Annotated in this window: 14 protein-coding genes; 4 read left to right on the top strand and 10 right to left on the bottom strand. The window is 58.9% G+C overall.

Annotated features, from left to right (window positions below):
• Nucleotides 1-85: 85 nt before the first annotated feature.
• From BK660_RS23415 to kdgD, 5 genes are all read right to left on the bottom strand, one after another.
• Nucleotides 86-1,027 carry an AEC family transporter gene (locus BK660_RS23415; RefSeq protein ID WP_123435300.1) on the bottom strand — a complete coding sequence of 314 codons (942 nt, stop codon included), beginning with the start codon at nt 1,025-1,027 and terminating at the stop codon, nt 86-88.
• Nucleotides 1,028-1,227: 200 nt separating this feature from the next.
• On the bottom strand, nt 1,228-2,781 hold the full coding sequence (garD, locus tag BK660_RS23410) for a galactarate dehydratase (RefSeq protein ID WP_123435299.1): 1,554 nt from the start codon (nt 2,779-2,781) through the stop codon (nt 1,228-1,230).
• Nucleotides 2,782-2,792: 11 nt separating this feature from the next.
• Nucleotides 2,793-4,172: an MFS transporter gene (locus tag BK660_RS23405; RefSeq protein ID WP_123435298.1), complete on the bottom strand. Its 1,380-nt coding sequence runs from the start codon at nt 4,170-4,172 to the stop codon at nt 2,793-2,795.
• Between the two features lie 152 nt (nt 4,173-4,324).
• On the bottom strand, nt 4,325-5,770 hold the full coding sequence (locus tag BK660_RS23400; RefSeq protein ID WP_123435297.1) for an aldehyde dehydrogenase family protein: 1,446 nt from the start codon (nt 5,768-5,770) through the stop codon (nt 4,325-4,327).
• 60 nt (nt 5,771-5,830) lie between these two features.
• Complete coding sequence (gene kdgD, locus BK660_RS23395; RefSeq protein WP_027924508.1) at nt 5,831-6,742, bottom strand: 5-dehydro-4-deoxyglucarate dehydratase; 912 nt, start codon at nt 6,740-6,742, stop codon at nt 5,831-5,833.
• Between the two features lie 236 nt (nt 6,743-6,978).
• Here kdgD and BK660_RS23390 point away from each other — a divergent pair, with 236 nt between their 5' ends.
• Nucleotides 6,979-8,283, top strand: a complete 1,305-nt coding sequence (locus BK660_RS23390; RefSeq protein WP_123435296.1) for a phospholipase — start codon at nt 6,979-6,981, stop codon at nt 8,281-8,283.
• Between the two features lie 14 nt (nt 8,284-8,297).
• Nucleotides 8,298-8,489, top strand: coding sequence for a hypothetical protein (locus tag BK660_RS23385; RefSeq protein ID WP_123435295.1), 192 nt, complete (start codon nt 8,298-8,300; stop codon nt 8,487-8,489).
• Nucleotides 8,490-8,647: 158 nt separating this feature from the next.
• Here BK660_RS23385 and BK660_RS23380 read toward each other — a convergent pair whose 3' ends face one another.
• The 4 genes from BK660_RS23380 to BK660_RS23365 form a co-directional block, all read right to left on the bottom strand.
• Nucleotides 8,648-9,397, bottom strand: a complete 750-nt coding sequence (locus BK660_RS23380; protein ID WP_185045201.1) for a FadR/GntR family transcriptional regulator — start codon at nt 9,395-9,397, stop codon at nt 8,648-8,650.
• 103 nt (nt 9,398-9,500) lie between these two features.
• Complete coding sequence (locus BK660_RS23375; protein ID WP_123435293.1) at nt 9,501-11,228, bottom strand: ABC transporter ATP-binding protein/permease; 1,728 nt, start codon at nt 11,226-11,228, stop codon at nt 9,501-9,503.
• A gap of 96 nt (nt 11,229-11,324) precedes the next feature.
• Nucleotides 11,325-11,885: a response regulator transcription factor gene (locus BK660_RS23370; protein ID WP_027924503.1), complete on the bottom strand. Its 561-nt coding sequence runs from the start codon at nt 11,883-11,885 to the stop codon at nt 11,325-11,327.
• Nucleotides 11,878-13,140, bottom strand: coding sequence for an ATP-binding protein (locus tag BK660_RS23365; RefSeq protein WP_027924502.1), 1,263 nt, complete (start codon nt 13,138-13,140; stop codon nt 11,878-11,880). The genes BK660_RS23370 and BK660_RS23365 overlap by 8 nt, the downstream gene beginning before the upstream one ends.
• Nucleotides 13,141-13,401: 261 nt before the next feature.
• On the opposite strand from BK660_RS23365, the gene BK660_RS23360 reads away from it, so the two are divergent.
• Complete coding sequence (locus BK660_RS23360; protein WP_123435292.1) at nt 13,402-14,118, top strand: SIMPL domain-containing protein; 717 nt, start codon at nt 13,402-13,404, stop codon at nt 14,116-14,118.
• Between the two features lie 232 nt (nt 14,119-14,350).
• Here the strand turns inward: BK660_RS23360 and BK660_RS23355 are convergent, their stop codons facing one another.
• On the bottom strand, nt 14,351-14,722 hold the full coding sequence (locus BK660_RS23355) for a DUF6124 family protein (protein ID WP_123435291.1): 372 nt from the start codon (nt 14,720-14,722) through the stop codon (nt 14,351-14,353).
• A gap of 1,447 nt (nt 14,723-16,169) precedes the next feature.
• Between BK660_RS23355 and BK660_RS23345 the strand changes: the two genes are divergently transcribed.
• On the top strand, nt 16,170-17,795 hold the full coding sequence (locus BK660_RS23345) for an ABC transporter substrate-binding protein (protein WP_123435290.1): 1,626 nt from the start codon (nt 16,170-16,172) through the stop codon (nt 17,793-17,795).
• Nucleotides 17,796-18,050: the final 255 nt, after the last annotated feature.

The raw sequence follows: 18,050 nt of genomic DNA, 5'->3' as shown, positions 1-18,050 counted from the left end.
ACACAAAATAGGGGACGGGTGCCAATCTAATGTGGGAGCGGGCTTGCTCGCGAAGAGGCCCTATAAACCACTGCAGATCTTAAAGTCAGATCCACCCGCCCCACTGCAACAAAAAGATCCCGATGTTGGTGGTCACCGCCGCCATCAGCGTGGTGATGACGATAATTGCCGCCGCCAGCTCATGATTCCCCTCAGCCTGACGGGCCATCACAAAACTCGCCGCCGCCGTCGGGCTGCCGAAGTACAAAAACAGAATCCCCAACTCCGCCCCACGAAAGCCCCACAGCCACGCCCCAAGGGTCGTCAACACCGGCAGGCCGATCATCTTCACCAGGCTGGAACTGAGCGCCATATCGCCGCTCTTGCGCAACGCCGCCAGCGACAGTGTGCCGCCAATACAGATCAGCGCCAGCGGCAACGTGGTCTGCGCCAAGTACTGCCCGGACGTCTCCAGCCATCCCGGCAAGCCGATCTTGAAATAGGCAAACGGCGCCGCCGCGAACACGCTGATGATCAGCGGATTGCCCATCACGCTTTTGCAGATGCTCCACGGATCGGACTTGATCACCGGGCTGTACACCGCCAGCACAATGGTCGACAGCGTGTTGTAGAACAGGATCACCAACGCCGCGAGAATCGCCCCGAGGGAAATCCCGTAGGCGCCGTACATGCTCGCCGCCAGCGCCAGGCCGATGACCCCGTTGTTGCCGCGAAACGCGCCTTGGGTATAAATCCCCCGGTCTTCACGCGGACACTTCCAGATCGCCCAGACCCAGGCGATGGCGAAGCTCACCAGCGTGGCAATCGAGAAGTAGATCAGCAGCGACGGTTGTAGCGCGGCGTGCAGGTCGGCATGCAGGATGCCCAGAAACAGCAACGCCGGCATGGTGACGTTGAACACCAGGGCCGACGCCGTGTGGATGAAGTTGTCGTTGATCCAGCCAATGCGCTTGAGCAACACCCCCAGAAACAGCATGGCAAACACCGGCGCGGTGATGTTCAGGGTTTCGAGGAAGATTGCCAGCATGCCGGGGGGAACCTTGGGTGAGCGTCGTTAGGGGCTAATGATAAGCCACTGGAGACTCTGGCGTCTGGTAGACCGCCTTCGCGAGCAAGTCGAATCGTCGCACCGCCGCTCCCACATTTATCCGGCGTCGATCACAAAATATTTGGCCGACGCCAATCCAGTGTGGGAGCGGGCTTGCTCGCGAAGCAGGCGACTCGGTCTTAAGTGATCGGCGCGGGGTTAAACAGGGTGATGTCGTTATGCAGCTTGTGCTGCTCGGCCCACGTCTGTTTCTTGCCGCTGGCCACGTCCAGGTAGTAGTGGAACAACTCCCAGCCAAGGTCCTCGATCGACGCCCGTCCGGTGGCAATCCGCCCGGCATCGATGTCGATCAGATCCGGCCAGCGCTGCGCCAGTTCCGTACGGGTCGACACCTTGACCACCGGCGCCATCGCCAGGCCATACGGCGTACCACGCCCTGTGGTGAACACATGCAGGTTCATCCCCGCCGCCAATTGCAACGTCCCGCAGACAAAGTCACTGGCCGGGGTCGCGCAGAAGATCAGGCCCTTGCGCTTGAAACGCTCGCCAGGGCCAAGCACCCCGTTGATCGCGCTGCTGCCGGACTTGACGATCGACCCCAGGGATTTCTCGACAATGTTCGACAACCCGCCCTTCTTGTTGCCCGGCGTGGTATTGGCGCTGCGATCCGCTTCGCCCTTGGCCAGGTAGCGGTCGTACCAGTCCATTTCCCGCACCAGTTCCTGAGCGACTTCCTGGGTTTGCGCACGCGACGTCAGCAAGTAGATGGCGTCGCGCACTTCAGTCACTTCGGAAAACATCACCGTCGCACCGGCACGCAGCAACAGGTCCGAGGCGAACCCCAGCGCCGGGTTGGCGGTGATGCCGGAGAACGCATCGCTGCCGCCACACTGCATGCCGAGGATCAGCTCGGACGCCGGCACGGTTTCCCGGCGACGCTGATCGAGCTTCTTCAAACGGGTTTCGGCCAACGCCATGATCTGCTCGATCATCTCGGTGAAACCGTGACTCGAATCCTGCAAGCGGTACAACCACGGCTCGCTCAAATCCACCGAACTGTCGTTCTCGTGCATCACCTGCCCGGCCTGCAATTTCTCGCAGCCCAGGCTGATCACCAACGCTTCGCCACCCAGGTTCGGGTTGCGCGCCAGGTTGCGCACGGTGCGGATCGGGATGTACGCGTCAGCCGCCGTAATCGCCACACCACAGCCGTAGCTGTGAGTCAGCGCGACCACGTCGTCGACGTTCGGGTACTTGGCCAGCAACTCGTCCTTGATGCGCTTGACCGCATGATCCAGCACACCGGTGACGCACTGAACAGTCGTGGTAATCCCCAGAATATTGCGCGTGCCGACGGTGCCGTCGGCGTTGCGATAACCCTCGAAGGTATAGCCATCGAGCGGGGCCTGCGCCGCCGGCACTTCGGTGGACAGCGGCAGGCTGTCCAGCGGTGGCGCGGTGGGCATGCGCAGTTGATCTTCCTTGACCCAGCTGCCGCGCGGAATCGGCTGCAAGGCGTAGCCAATGGTCTGGCCGTAACGAATCACCTGGCCGCCTTCGGGAATGTCTTCCAGCGTGACTTTGTGGCTCTGTGGCACGAAGTCCACGGTCACCAGGCCATCGGGAAACTCGGTGCCGGCCGGCACGCCCTGGTCATTGACCACGATCACTACGTTGTCCCGCTCGTGCAGGCGGATGTAGCGCGGCGAGTCGGAATGTTCAATCAACTGCATGACGCCGCTCCTCAGGAATGCGCTTGTGACAATTTGTTGTTTATTTCAGGACCGCTGACTGGCGGCTCCTTGAGTACCACGCGTTTGATCGGACCGACGATCACCAGGTAGCTGAACACCGCGACCAGTGCGTTGCAACCGACAAACACCAGCGCCCATTTGAACGAGCCGGTGGAGCTGATGATGTAGCCGATCACGATCGGGGTGGTGATCGACGCAATGTTGCCGAACATGTTGAACAGGCCGCCACTCAAACCGGCGATCTGTTTTGGCGAGGTGTCGGACACCACCGCCCAGCCCAACGCGCCCACGCCTTTGCCGAAGAATGCCAAAGCCATGAAGCCCACGACCATCCATTCGATGTCAACGTAGTTGCACGCCACGATGCTGCTGGACACCAGCAAGCCCGCGATGATCGGCGCCTTGCGGGCGAAGGTCAGGGAGTGGCCTTTGCGCAACAGGTAATCGGAAATCACACCGCCCAACACGCCACCGATGAAGCCGCAGATCGCCGGCAACGAGGCAATGAAACCGGCCTTGAGGATGGTCATGCCGCGTTCTTGCACCAGGTACACCGGGAACCAGGTCAGGAAGAAGTAGGTAATGGCGTTGATGCAGTACTGGCTCAGGTAGACACCGAGCATCATGCGATTGGTCAACAGCTGACGCACGTAGTCCCATTTCGGACCTTCAGCCGGTTTGCCGGCGGCTTGCCCTTTGCCTTTGTCCTGGTCCATGTCGACCATGCCGCCGTTCTCGGCGATGTGCTTGAACTCGGCCTCGTTGATCATCGGGTGTTGACGCGGACTGTGGATAACTTTCAGCCAGATCAGCGAGAACACGATGCCGATGCTGCCCATCACTACAAACACATGCTGCCAGCCGAACGTGTAGACGATCCAGCCCATCAGCGGTGCGAACAGCACGGTGGCGAAGTATTGCGCCGAGTTGAAGATCGCAGACGCGGTACCGCGTTCAGCGGTCGGGAACCAGGCCGCCACGATGCGTGCGTTACCGGGGAAGGATGGCGCTTCGGCAAGGCCGACGAGGAAGCGCAGCATGAACAGCGCAACGATCGCCGTGGACATGCCGAACTCACCGACGTAGCCCTGGAGCACGGTGAACAGCGACCAGGTGAAGATGCTCAGTGCGTAGACTTTTTTCGAACCGAAACGGTCCAGCAACCAGCCACCGGGAATTTGCCCGGCCACGTAGGCCCAACCGAATGCAGAGAAGATGTAGCCGAGGGTGACCGCGTCGATGCCGAGGTCTTTTTGCAGGCTGGAGCCCGCGATGGCGATGGTCGCACGGTCGGCGTAGTTGATCGTGGTCACCAGGAAAAGCATGAGCAGGATCAAATAGCGGACATGGGTCGGCTTGGTCGCTTGCATGTAGATGTACTCCCACTGATTATTTTTATGCGGGTAATAACGGTGTCGTTTTTGTGGGAGCTGGCCTGCCAGCGATGCGGGCACCTCGGTATGTCAGTCACACCGCGGTGATGCCATCGCTGGCAGGCCAGCTCCCACAGGTATTGCGTGTATCAGGAACCGATGTAGCTGGTCTTCACGACCGTGTAGAACTCTTGCGCGTAGCGACCTTGCTCGCGGGAGCCATAGGATGAGCCTTTACGCCCGCCGAATGGAACGTGGTAATCCACACCAGCGGTCGGCAGGTTGACCATCACCATCCCGGCCTGGGAGTGGCGCTTGAAGTGGTTGGCGTACTTCAGCGAGGTAGTAGCGATGCCCGCCGACAGACCGAACTCGGTGTCGTTGGCCATGGCCAGTGCCGCTTCGTAATCCGCGACGCGAACCACGTTGGCCACCGGGCCGAAGATCTCTTCGCGGCTGATGCGCATCGCGGCTTCGCTGTCGGCAAACAGGGTTGGCGCGAGGTAGTAGCCTTCAGTGTCGCAAGTCACCAGACCACCGCCGCTGACCAGACGCGCACCTTCGGACTGGCCGATGTCGATGTACTTCATGTCTTGTTCAAGCTGAGCCTGGGAAACCACCGGACCAATGTCGGTGCCGGTTTTCAACGCGTGACCTACCTTGATCGACTTCATACGTTCGGCCACGGCTTCGACGAATTTGTCGTGGATGCCGGCGGTCACGATGAAACGGCTGGAGGCGGTGCAACGCTGACCGGTGGAGTAGAACGCGCTTTGTACCGACAGCTCGACCGCTTGCTTGAGATCAGCGTCGTCGAGAATGATCTGCGGGTTCTTGCCACCCATTTCCAGCTGAACCTTGGCCTGACGCGACACGCAGCTGACGGCGATCTGACGACCGACACCGACGGAACCGGTGAAGCTGATGCCGTCGACTTTCGGGCTCTGCACCAGCGCATCGCCAACCACACGACCGCTGCCCATCACCAGGTTGAACACGCCAGCCGGGAAGCCTGCACGGGAGATGATTTCCGCCAAGGCCCAGGCGCAACCCGGTACCAGATCGGCTGGCTTCAGCACGACGCAGTTACCGTAGGCCAGTGCCGGGGCGATTTTCCACGCCGGGATGGCGATCGGAAAGTTCCACGGGGTGATCAGGCCAACCACGCCCAACGCTTCGCGAGTCACTTCAACGTTTACACCCGGGCGTACCGACGGCAAATAGTCGCCGGACAGACGCAGGGTTTCACCGGCGAAGAACTTGAAAATGTTACCGGCGCGAGTCACTTCGCCGATGGCTTCAGGCAGGGTCTTGCCTTCTTCACGGGCCAGCAAGGTGCCAAGTTCTTCGCGACGGGCGAGGATTTCAGTACCGACTTTATCCAGCGAATCGTGACGCGCCTGAATGCCCGAAGTCGACCAGGCCGGGAACGCGGCGCGAGCGGCGTCAATGGCGGCGTGGACTTGAGCCAGATCGGCTTTGGCGTAGTGACCGATGGTGTCGGTCAGTTCGGACGGGTTGATGTTGGCGCAGTAATCACTGCCCGCCACCCATTCACCGTTGATGTAGTTATCGAAACGCTTTGCATCTGCCACGGAATATCTCCTCACGCAAAAGGCCGCTGATCACTCAGCGGCCTTGTTTAATCGGGTGTGTTACTGCGCACCTTGCTTGTCGATCAGCGCGGCGAGCATTTCGTACTCTTCGGCCGTCAGATCGGTCAGCGGTGCACGCACAGGGCCTGCGTCATAACCGGCAATTTTTGCCCCGGCCTTGACGATGCTCACCGCGTAGCCGGCTTTACGGTTACGGATGTCCAGGTACGGCAGGAAGAAGTCGTCGATGATCTTGCCAACGGTGGCGTGATCTTCGCGGGCGATGGCGTGGTAGAAATCCATCGCGGTTTTCGGGATGAAGTTGAACACCGCCGAGGAGTAAACCGGCACGCCCAGCGCTTTATAAGCAGCGGCGTAGACTTCGGCGGTCGGCAAACCACCCAGGTAGCTGAAGCGATCGCCGAGGCGACGACGGATCGACACCATCAGTTCGATATCGCCCAGGCCATCCTTGTAGCCGATCAGGTTCGGGCAGCGCTCGGCCAGACGTTCCAGCAACGGAGCGGTCAGGCGGCAGACGTTACGGTTGTAGACCACTACGCCGATTTTCACCGATTTGCACACGGCTTCAACGTGGGCGGCAACGCCGTCCTGGCTGGCTTCGGTCAGGTAGTGCGGCAGCAGCAACAGGCCTTTGGCGCCCAGACGCTCGGCTTCCTGTGCGTACTCGATGGCTTGACGGGTCGAACCGCCCACGCCGGCCAGAATCGGCACGCTGGTTTCGCAGGTGTCGACGGCAGTCTTGATGATTTCCGAATATTCGCTGGCCGCCAGAGAGAAGAACTCACCGGTGCCGCCCGCGGCGAACAACGCCGTGGCGCCGTATGGGGCCAGCCATTCGAGACGCTTGATGTAGCCCGCGCGATGGAAATCGCCCTGAGCATTGAAATCGGTAACCGGGAAAGACAGCAGGCCGGAAGAGAGGATGGACTTCAGTTCTTGTGGATTCATTATTCGAACACCCTGGGTAGCAACGTATGTGTGTGAGGAAACCGTTCAGCTTTCGCCGAGTTGTAGGTCATCGTACAACTTAAATAATAACCGTCAACTGCATTTCATCGCCGTCTGCATTTTTATGTAGGAGAGGTTCTTTCCTTGACGTAGGAAATTTCTCGGCTAAGATCGATTTAACTGTATATACATACAGTTAATTTGAAATCCGCCTACGACATATCAAGGAGCTAGAAATGTCAGGTCTACACACTCAATCCCAGGAAAAACCCAAGCAGGTCATTGCCGTTTTTGATGATCTTTTCAGTGAGCACGGCATTGCGATCAGCGGCCATGAATCGCTGGTGCTGCACCTGGGCACACTTCACAACCACGCACCGCAACCGTCCGCCTCCCCTTCCGGCAAAGCCTTGAATGGCATGCCGCAACTGAGGTTCGAGGGTGGTGAACACACCGCTATCGGCGATAGCACGCTGCTGCGTTTCATCAAGGATGCCCCCGCGATCCCGGCCTCACAGGTCGAACTGCATTTGCCCAACGGGCTCGCGCTGACCTATGGCGAGGTCGTTGCACTGGGCGGTGATTTCTACGGGATTCCCGAGCAACCAATCAGCGAAGGCGCCACCGCGCCGGACCGAATCCAGCGCTTCTCCAACGCGTTCAACTCGCTGGCGGTGCTGCCGGCCGCGAATGCCGAGGCCAAGCTGATCCTCGGGGTCATGCAAAAGGAAATCGCCGCCGTGAAGCAGGCGATCCTGGACGGCAAACAGCCCCATGAAGCCTACGACGCCCTCGGAGATACGTTGTCGGAAGAGTGGAACAAGATCACCGGCGGCGGCAGTTTCGTCTCGGCGCTGTTCCCGTTGGGACGTTATCTGAAGCTGGCCGCCAACAATACCGACCACTTTGCCGAAGGGGCCGTGGCGGCCTATATCGCAGGCCACACGGCGGCGGTGCAGCAAGCCGTGCTGGCGAAAAACAGTGGTGATGAAAAACAGCTGGAAATCGCCTACGCGATGAATGCTTTTGCTGATCACTACCTGACTGACCTGTTTTCCGCGGGTCACCTGCGTGTACCGCGCAAGCAGTTGGCAGCCGTGGTCACACCCACCGACCTGGGCTCGTTGATCACCCGCTTCATGCATGACGAAGACAGCAAGTTCGGCCTAAATGTACGTAATGGCATCGGCGATCAATGGCGCGCGTATGGCGACAAACGCTACTTCGACGCGATCGACAGCGCCAATCGGGTGCAGGTCAATCAAGCGGTTCAACTGTCTGCGGATGAAATCTTCGCGGCATACCTCAGCGGAGTCGCTCCATCGCCGAGCAATTTCAGCGCCTTGAAAAAGTTGCCGGACCTGCAAGCCGTGCTGAACCCGGCGGGCAATTTTTCGCCATTGTTCAGGGTCGAGGGCAGCAAGGTGCTGCGACGCAAGGACGTCAATAACCTGAACGACACTGCCACCGTCGACGACTGGTGGGGCTGGAGTACTTACTTGCTGCTCAAGGACTACACACCCACCGGCAACGTTGCCTGATAAGGAGATCGATGATGACTATTAAATTGAAACTGGAACTGGCTTCGGGGCAATCAATGAAGGGGGCGCCGTTGGAGTTGTTGTCCAAGGGTGTGGTGATTGCTCGGGCAGTAGTGGATGGGCGTGGGGATGTTGTGTTTGAGGCCAAGCCTGGGGTGGCTGGATTGGCGGTGAGGGTGGATCGGTCGATACTGCGCTTAGTCTGACCATTTAGTAACAAGGCTACTGGCCCCTTCGCGAGCAAGCCCGCTCCCACATTTGATTGAGGTGAACACCAATAGTGTGTTCGCCGAAGATCCCTTGTGGGAGCGGGCTTGCTCGCGAAGGCATTCCAGCAGGCGGCAGAAAATTCCGAACCGGAAAACTAAACCCGCTGCGCCTCAGCCTCTTCATGCGCATGACGCAACCGCTCGCGGCTGTTGGTCAGGTGCAAGCGCATCGCGGCCCGTGCCGCATCGGAATCCTGGCGGGCGATGGCGTCGTAAATCTCTTCGTGTTCACGACTCAGGCGATTCATGTAGTGCTGCTGGTCGTCATGGGCCAGGCGCGCCGAGTTCAGCCGCGTACGCGGAATGATGCTGGTACCGAGGTGAGTCATGATGTCGGTGAAGTAGCGGTTACCGGTCGCCAGTGCAATTTGCAGGTGGAACTGGAAGTCCGAGGCCACCGCATCGCTGGCATGGGAAGCGCTTTCGTTGAGAGCGTCCAGCGCAGCTCTCATCAAACCAAGTTGCTCGTCGCTGCGACGTTGCGCGGCGAGGCCCGCGGACTCCACTTCGAGGCTGATGCGCAATTCGAGAATCGCCAACACGTCACGCAGAGTGACCACCGTCGCCGGGTCGATGCGGAAACCGCTCGGGCTCGGGGTATCGAGCACGAAGGTGCCGATGCCGTGACGGGTTTCAACCTGCCCTGCCGCCTGCAAACGGGAAATCGCTTCGCGCACCACCGTGCGGCTGACGCCATGGGCATCCATGATCGCCGACTCGGTGGGCAATTTGTCGCCGCGCTTGAGGTGACCGTCGCGGATCTGCTCGGACAGCACCGTCACCAATTCCTGTGCGAGGCTGCGGCGCTTGCGAGGGAGGCGTGGTGTGTCGATCGGGTTTTCCATGGTGAACATCTGTCTCGAAAATTCGGCTGAAACCGCATCATAGCTCAACGCGGTTGTACGATCACCGTCGGGTTGAACACCGCTCCCACAGGGGCGGCGGTGTTTACGCGGTTACTGTCTGGTCCACCAAGTGGCCGTTCTCGATTCGAACATGCCGTGGATGGAAACGTTTCAAGCTACTACGGTGCCCGACGCTGATAATGCTCAGCCCCGGCAACTCATCGATCAACGCTTGATACAGTGACGCTTCGTCCTCTTCATCCATCGCCGAGGTCGCTTCGTCCATGTACAGCCATTGCGGTGCATACAGCAGCGCTCGGGCAAACGCCAACCGTTGCTGCTCACCCGGCGAGAGCATGCGCTGCCAGTGGTTCGCCTCATCCAGACGTGCAACAAGATGCGGCAAACGGCAGGTTTCCAGTACGTGGACGTAGCGTTCCTGCGGGTAGGTATCGCCAGCCTGTGGATAACTCAGCGCCTCACGCAAGGTGCCAATCGGCAAGTACGGCTTTTGCGGCAGGAACAGGTAGCGCGCCGACGGCAGACGGATACTGCCGTGGCCGGCGGGCCAAAGGTGCCCCATCGCGCGCAACAAGGTGGATTTGCCGCTGCCGGAACGACCGCTGAGCATCACGCGATCACCCTCTTCCACCGCCATGTTGGCGTTGGTCAGCAGATGACGACCGTCCGCCAGATCGAGGCCCAAGTTGTGGATGTTCAGTTCATCACCCTGATTCTGTACGTCGATGGCCGGTTGGCGCTCTTCGTTGTCGGTCATGGCCTGGCGGAAGCTCAGCAGACGATCACAGGTAGCACGCCATGCAGCGAGGTCCTGATACGCGCTGATAAACCAGCTGAAACTCTCTTGAACGTTGCCGAACGCCGAGCTGATTTGCATCAGTTCACCGAGTTCGATTTTGCCGGCGAAGTAACGCGGTGCGGCGACCATAAACGGGAAAATAATGGCGATCTGGCTGTAACCGGAAGTAAAGAAGGTCAGGCGCTTGGACACCTTCATGATGTCCCAGAAGTTATGCCAAACCATGCCGAAGCGACTGCTCAGACGACGGTTCTCGTTGGGCTCACCGTTGTACAGCGCGATGCTTTCAGCGTTCTCGCGTACCCGCACCATCGAAAAACGCAAATCAGCTTCAAAGCGTTGTTGTTGGTTGTTCAGGCCAATCAAGCGCCGACCGATCAAATGCGTCAGCCAACTGCCCACCACCGCGTAAAAGAGCGCACACCAGAACATGTACCCTGGAACAGTGAAGCCGAACACCTCAATGCTGCCTGACACCCCCCACAAAATGATCGAAAACGTGACCACATTGACAACGTTGCGCAGCAGCCCGATCCCGAGCGCCAGGGTATTTAAAGTAAAACTGTTAAGGTCTTCGGAAATCCGCTGGTCCGGGTTATCGGTATAACCGCCCTGCTCCAACTGGTAGTAATTTTTGTCTGCGAGCCATCGGGCAAAATGCTTCTCAGTGAGCCAGGCCCGCCAGCGGATGGTCAGCATCTGAGTCAAATACTGTCGATACACCCCGCAGACAATCGCCACGGCGGCAATCGCGCAGAAGTACAGGATCAAACTCCAGAACGACGCCTCGTCCTTTTTTTGCAGGGCGTTGTAGAAATCCTTGTTCCAGTTGTTGAACCACACCGCGATCCAGACGCTGATCAGCGACAAGGCAATCACGGCTATCAGCAACGTCCAGGCCTTGACCTTCTCTTCACTGCGCCAGTAAGGCGTGATCATCGCCCAGACCTTGCGGAAAAACTGCTCGCGCACGGCATCGTTGACCGCGGAATATTCAGCGTTCTGATTCATGGATAAGGCTCGATAGAGAAAAGAACACACACGAACCGATCATAGTAGATCGGCTCGCGTTATCGCGAGGGTTGGCGATGATCGTTCAGCGCCCGTTCAGCGGCGCACAGGACGTTTCTGCAGTTTGCGCTGCAGGGTTCGGCGGTGCATGCCCAGGGCGCGGGCCGTGGCCGAGATGTTGCCTTCGTGCTCGGTCAGCACACGCTGGATGTGCTCCCACTGCAAACGGTCCACCGACATCGGGTTTTCCGGCACCAGGGTGTCGAGGTCGGCGTGTTCGGACAGCAGCGCTGCCAGCACGTCGTCGGCGTCGGCCGGTTTGCACAGGTAATTGCAGGCGCCGCGCTTGATCGCCTCGACGGCGGTGGCGATGCTCGAGTAACCGGTGAGGATCACCACGCGCATTTCCGGGTCCAGCTCCAGCAGCTTGGGCAGCAAGACCAGGCCTGAGTCGCCGTCCATTTTCAGGTCCAGCGCGGCGTAATCCGGCAGGTCGGCCTGGGCGATGGTCAGGCCTTCTTCGGCAGAGCCGGCGGTGCTGACGCGAAAACCACGGCGGGCCATGGCACGGGCCATTACGCGGGTAAAGGTTGCATCGTCGTCGACCAACAGCAAATGCGGCAGTTCTTCGCCTTCAACCTGGATATCGTCACTCATGTTCGTCTCCTCGGGCGACACGGGGCAGGCGCAGCTCGGTGAGCGTGCCGCCTTCCTCATGACTGTAGAGTTTCACTGAGCCGCCGGCGCGTGTCACGCTGGCCTTGCTCAAAAACAGGCCCAGGCCGAAACCTTTGCCCTTGGTGGTAAAAAACGGTTTGCCGATCTGTTCGGCGATGGCCAGCGGCACACCGGCACCGTGGTCGCGGATGCTGATGGTCAGGTCTTCGGCGTTCCAGTCCAGCGTCACTTGCAGCCCTTCGGGGCACGCATCGGCGGCGTTGTTCAGCAAATTCAGCAGCGCCTGGGTCAGGTCCGGAGGCGGCGCCATGCGCGGCACGGTACCTTGGCCCAGGCGTTGAAAGCGGTAACTGGCTTCCGGGCGCATCAGGTGCCAGCGGTTCAGCGCTTCGTCGAGCCAGTCGGTGACGTCCTGCATCTCCACCGCCAAACGGCGATTGGCCTCGGCGGCGCGCACCAGTTGCTGCAAGGTTTCCTTGCACAGCTTGACCTGATCCTGCAGCACGCTCAAATCGTCCTGCAACAACGGGTCGTGATGGTCCTGGCGCATTTCCTTGAGCAACACGCTCATGGTCGCCAGCGGCGTGCCCAATTCATGCGCCGCGCCGGCCGCTTGCGTCGCTACCGCCAGCAATTGCTGGTCACGCAGGCCTTCTTCACGCCGAATCGCCCGCAGCTCTTCCTGACGGCGCAGCTCTTCGGCCATGCGCGCGGCAAAAAAGGTAATCACCGCCGCCGCCAGCGCGAAGCTCAGCCACATGCCATAGACCTGCAGGTTTTCCCGGGCGATCGGGAAAGTTTGCAGCGGGTAGAACCGCGCGAGCAGCAAGGTGTACATCGTCAACGCGATACCCGAGAGGATCACCGAATAACGCCATGGCAACGTCACCGCGGCGATAGTCAGCGGCACCAGGTAATAAGAGACGAACGGGTTGGTCGAGCCGCCGGAGAAATACAACAGGGCACTGTGGATAAACAGGTCACAGGCCAATTGCAACGCATATTCCAGCTCGGTGACCGGCCACGTCGTGCGCAGTCGTACCGCGGTGAATGCGCACAGCAGCGTCGAGCAACCGAGGGTCATTGCCAGTTGCACCCACGGCAGCGGCAGCAGGTCGAGCCAATAGGCCAACCCGACGGAACCGGCCTGAGCGGCGAGCACTAACGTGCGGATGAACGTCAGCCGCCAGAGGTTCTGGCGAGTGGCAGAAGTGATTTGAACGGGGGCGAGCATGAGCTCTCCTGATGAGCGCTCCAGGCGGATCGCACGGAGTATAACCAAGCACGGGGGCTGACAGGCAAAAGTGCGGCAAAGCGCCACAGCCTGGGCACCCTGTATTTCCCTGTGGCGAGGGGGCTTGCCCCCTCGCCACAGGGTCACCTTCCTTCTATCTGTATAGAAGTTGTAACTGTGCGAACCGGATCATTAAAGCTAGAGTCTGATGGTTTCACGCAGGCTCGGACCTGACACCTGCGCATCGCCCAAGGAGCTTTCATGCACACATTGCGCCGCTGCACCGCCCTCCTCGCCCTGAGTGCCGGCACCCTCGCCAGCCTCCCGGCCCTGGCCGCCGACGAGCTGCATTACAACCAGATTTCCCTGCGCGCCGAAGTCAGCCAGGAAGTGGCTCGCGACCTGATGATCGTGACCCTTTACACCGAAGACCAAAACACCGACCCGGCCAAACTCGCCGCCGACGTCAGCACCACCATGAACAAAGCACTGGCCCAGGCCAAACAGGTCAAAGACATCACCCTGCGCCAGGGCAGCCGCAACAGCTACCCGATCTACGACACCAAGGGCCAGAAAATCACCGGCTGGCGTGAACGCGCCGAACTGCGCCTGGAAAGCCCGGACTTCGCCGCCCTGTCGAAACTGACCGGCGAACTGCTCACCGACCTGAAAATGGGCGGCATGGACTTCGCCATCGCCACACCAACCCGCAAGGCCAGCGAAGATGCACTGCTTAAAGAAGCGGTGACCGCCTTCAAGGCGCGCGCACAACTGGCGACCGATGCGCTGGGTGGCAAGAGCTACAAGATTGTTAACCTGAACCTGAACAGCAATGGTTATCCACAACCGTACATGCGCGGCCCGATGATGATGAAAGCTGCCGCAATGGATGCCGCGCCGGTGACACCGGATGTTGAAGCGGGCACCAGTCAGGTCAGCATGACGGCGGATGGGGCGATTGAAGTGTTGATGCCTTGATTCGATAGTCCGTACATAAAAACGGCGATCACTGGAGTGATCGCCGTTTTTTGTTGCCTGCCAAAAGTCGGGGTGGACCCTTCAGGTTATGTAGTGACTGGCCCACCGCCTTCGCGAGCAGGCTCGCTCCCACATTCGACCGCCTTCTTATGCAGGATCTCGGTTAAATGTGGGAGCGGCGGTGCGACGATTCGACTTGCTCGCGAAGGACGATAACGCGGTCTTTGAACTACTACGCCGGATCGACGTTATCCAAGGCGCGATTCACCGCCAACTCCGCCAGCATGATGATCTGCTGAATCGCCAACACCGTATTACGCTGCGGGCCGATCAGGTTGGCGGCGAAATCACTGGTCATGACGCTGGCAGAGGCCAATGACTCGCAGGCCTGGGCCAGCAGGCTTTCGGTGTCCATGTTCGGGGCGATCATATACATCGTGCTGGGGCGGCGGGGTTTTTCGGTGTATTGGTCGGGGGGATCGAGGTAGTAATCGAGGGCGCGTTTTATGGCTTCGCGGTCTTTTAGTAGCGTCTCGGCGCGTAAGTCTTCGGCTTCGGTTTCAGCTTCGGGGGTGATGGGTGGATCGGGAATTAACTTATCCATGGAATGCTCCTACTTATAAATGGGAGCCATCCAATGTCGTTTCCACACGACAATTAGGTGGCGGCTGCACGCAGGGTGGAAATACCGGTTAGTAGGACCCGGCCAGACCGAAGTCTGCCCACGCACAGCCGCCATGACGCAGTTTGCAGACGAAAGAAGACGTCGGCAACGATTACGATGGTCCAGCTATGCGGCTACTAAAAGATCCAGGTTTCCACACCCGGTCGCTGAAATCGCAGCGACAGCCAGAGGTTAGGGGCACTGCTTCCTACCCGGCAACCTGAAAAATGCGTGGGAAAGCTCTGTGTTTTTTACACATCGTTCAACACAAAACGGAACGCGGAGCGTCCCTGGCGGCATTCCCACACGGGAGCGTGGGAATGAGCAGTGGGGGGGTGGCAGAAAGAAATTTAGCTGTTGTGAGGCCGTCTTCGCGAGCAGGCTCGCTCCCACATTTTGATCTACGTACATCAGATAGAGATTGGTCGGCTTTCAGGCCGCCATCGCGAGCAGGCTCACTCCTTCAGTAAATCGTCGTACAGCCGTTGCTCCTCACCACTCATCAGGCCGAGCGTTAGCTCGCCTGCAGCTTTTGATCTGCCCGCCCCTTCGGGAGGCTGAGTGGAGGTGTTCATCCGGGGAGTGGCGCGCAGCGCCGTTCGACGCAGTCGAACACGCTGCATGTAGGTCGTAGCGAAGCAGACCGGAGGGCAGTGTCCCCGGATGGATACCGGAGCGAAGGAACGCCGAGCCTAGGCGAGGGGCCGGACGCTCGGGGCGAGCCTTTTTTTGCTTACTTTTTTTTGGCGTTTGAAAAAAAAGTGAGTCGCCGTAAGGGCGAAACCCTAAGTGGCCGTAACCGCAGGAATGGATATGTACACCGCCATCGACAAAGGCGCCACCAACAAAAAGCCAAGGTTGCACCCAGTACCACCTATAAATGCATAGCCCACGACCGTGCGCCAACCGTCGCCACAAATGTACTGATTAGATCAACAACCAAGATGTCCACTGACAAACACCTGCCAGTCAAACTGCACCCACCGCCACAACAAATCCTTTAAACAACAAATACCTACCACACGCCCCCAAACTCAACAGCAACCCACCGCGGCGCAAAACATTCTCAATCCCAAACAGTCCCCCCACCCAACACATTCAGCCCCCAAAGCGTGGGTATAAATAAGTAACACCACGCTCCAACCGGGTGCGCAAGCCCCGCCAACTGCCCCGCTGCGGTGCGCCGGTTGCACCGAAAAAAACCCGCGCAAACGGTCAAATGCGCGTGAATTTATACAAATGCGACATTAAGGTACGTACGTGCCACTGTTTAACGCCTGTGGTCGCTCTGCATCTTGCATTGGGTACGGCCCCTGCATAAGTATCCGCAGGTCGACTCACGAGGTCGTCCTCTAATTCCAAAAATGACAACAAACATGAGGCCACCATGCTTAAAAACGCGGTCATTCCGTTTTTACTCGGCGCCAGCTTGTTAGCTAGCGCACCCTTCGCCCAAGCCGCGACTAACCTGGTGTTCTGCTCCGAAGGGAGCCCGGCCGGTTTCGATCCGGGTCAATACACCACCGGAACCGACTTCGACGCCTCTGCAGAAACCATGTTCAACCGCCTGACCCAGTTCGAGCGCGGCGGCACCGCCGTGATTCCTGGCCTGGCGACCAGCTGGGACATTACCCCGGACGGCCTGACGTACACCTTCCACCTGCGTGATGGCGTCAAGTTCCACACCACCCCGTACTTCAAGCCGACTCGTGACTTCAATGCCGATGACGTGCTGTTCACCTTTAATCGCATGATTAACAAGGATGACCCGTTCCGTAAGGCGTACCCGACTGAATTCCCGTACTTCACCGACATGGGGATGGACACCAACATCACCAAGATCGATAAAGTCGACGACAAAACCGTCAAGTTCACTTTGAAAGAAGTGGATGCCGCGTTCATCCAGAACATGGCCATGAGCTTCGCCTCGGTGCAGTCCGCCGAGTACGCAGCCCAGCTGCTGAAAGAAGGCAAAGCGGCGGACATCAACCAGAAGCCGGTCGGCACTGGTCCGTTCGTGTTCAAGAGCTATCAGAAAGACTCCAACATCCGCTACACCGGGAACAAAGACTACTGGAAGCCTGACGACGTCAAGATCGACAACCTGATCTTCGCCATCACCACCGACCCGTCGGTGCGTATCCAGAAGCTGAAGAAGGGCGAGTGCCAGATCACTCTGTTCCCGCGTCCAGCCGACTTGAAGGCGCTCAAAGAAGACAAGACCCTGAAAGTGCCTGATCAGGCAGGTTTCAACCTGGGTTACATCGCCTACAACGTGATGCCTAAAGTCAAAGGGCAAACGGATGCAAACCCGTTGGCCGAACTGAAGGTTCGCCAGGCACTGGACATGGCCGTCAACAAGCAACAGATCATTGACTCCGTGTACCAAGGCGCCGGCCAACTGGCCGTCAACGCCATGCCTCCGACCCAGTGGTCCTACGACACCACCATCAAGGATGCGCCGTACAACCCTGAGAAAGCCAAAGAGCTGCTCAAGGAAGCCGGCGTGAAAGAGGGCACCGAAATCGTTCTCTGGGCGATGCCGGTACAGCGTCCATACAACCCGAACGCCAAGCTGATGGCAGAAATGCTGCAGTCTGACTGGTCCAAGATCGGCCTCAAGGTCAAGATCCAGAGCTACGAGTGGGGCGAGTACATCAAGCGCTCCAAAGGTGGCGAGAACCAGGCCATGCTGATTGGCTGGAGCGGCGACAATGGTGATCCGGACAACTGGCTGAACGTGCTGTTCGGCTGTGATTCGCTGGAAGGCAACAACTTCTCCAAGTGGTGCGACAAGAAGTTCGACGGCATCGTAAAAGAAGCCAAGCGCACGACCGACCAGGCCAAGCGCACCGAACTGTACAAACAGGCGCAACACGTCCTCAAAGATGCAGTTCCAATGACACCTATCGCTCACTCGACGGTGTTCCAACCAATGCGCAACGAAGTGCAGGATTTCAAGATCAGCCCGTTTGGCTTGAACTCCTTCTACGGCGTCAGCGTCAGCAAATAAGGTTTTGCAACGGCGACGTTTTTGACGTCGCCGTTGCTTTATCTGCCGAGAAAGTAGGAAAACTCTTACATCCAATTCCGCCACGTACTACGGCCGCGGGGTCGGACGTGTTGCCATTTCCTACGAGTCTTTAGGACTCTACGCATTTACTGCCAGATCCACGGGTCATACCGTCGGGTTCTGACCAGCTCATGTGTGGGCACTCGGTTATTGCTGAAAAGCATGGTTTGAAGTCAATGATCCTCCACGTTCCAG

The sequence above is a fragment of the Pseudomonas brassicacearum genome, from assembly GCF_003732265.1.
Taxonomy (GTDB): Bacteria; Pseudomonadota; Gammaproteobacteria; order Pseudomonadales; family Pseudomonadaceae; genus Aquipseudomonas; species Aquipseudomonas brassicacearum_D.
The sequence above is the reverse complement of the archived record's forward strand: the minus strand, read 5'-3'. Positions and strand labels throughout refer to the sequence as shown.

Excerpts from the sequence above, each read along its gene's own strand:
- BK660_RS23390 (WP_123435296.1), top strand. The coding sequence starts at position 6,979 with ATGTCAGGTCTACACACTCAATCCCAGGAAAAACCCAAGCAGGTCATT.
- garD (WP_123435299.1), bottom strand. The coding sequence starts at position 2,781 with ATGCAGTTGATTGAACATTCCGACTCGCCGCGCTACATCCGCCTGCAC.
- BK660_RS23375 (WP_123435293.1), bottom strand. The coding sequence starts at position 11,228 with ATGAATCAGAACGCTGAATATTCCGCGGTCAACGATGCCGTGCGCGAG.
- BK660_RS23365 (WP_027924502.1), bottom strand. The coding sequence starts at position 13,140 with ATGCTCGCCCCCGTTCAAATCACTTCTGCCACTCGCCAGAACCTCTGG.
- kdgD (WP_027924508.1), bottom strand. The coding sequence starts at position 6,742 with ATGAATCCACAAGAACTGAAGTCCATCCTCTCTTCCGGCCTGCTGTCT.
- BK660_RS23360 (WP_123435292.1), top strand. The coding sequence starts at position 13,402 with ATGCACACATTGCGCCGCTGCACCGCCCTCCTCGCCCTGAGTGCCGGC.
- BK660_RS23415 (WP_123435300.1), bottom strand. The coding sequence starts at position 1,027 with ATGCTGGCAATCTTCCTCGAAACCCTGAACATCACCGCGCCGGTGTTT.
- BK660_RS23345 (WP_123435290.1), top strand. The coding sequence starts at position 16,170 with ATGCTTAAAAACGCGGTCATTCCGTTTTTACTCGGCGCCAGCTTGTTA.
- BK660_RS23385 (WP_123435295.1), top strand. The coding sequence starts at position 8,298 with ATGACTATTAAATTGAAACTGGAACTGGCTTCGGGGCAATCAATGAAG.
- BK660_RS23370 (WP_027924503.1), bottom strand. The coding sequence starts at position 11,885 with ATGAGTGACGATATCCAGGTTGAAGGCGAAGAACTGCCGCATTTGCTG.
- BK660_RS23355 (WP_123435291.1), bottom strand. The coding sequence starts at position 14,722 with ATGGATAAGTTAATTCCCGATCCACCCATCACCCCCGAAGCTGAAACC.
- BK660_RS23380 (WP_185045201.1), bottom strand. The coding sequence starts at position 9,397 with ATGGAAAACCCGATCGACACACCACGCCTCCCTCGCAAGCGCCGCAGC.
- BK660_RS23405 (WP_123435298.1), bottom strand. The coding sequence starts at position 4,172 with ATGCAAGCGACCAAGCCGACCCATGTCCGCTATTTGATCCTGCTCATG.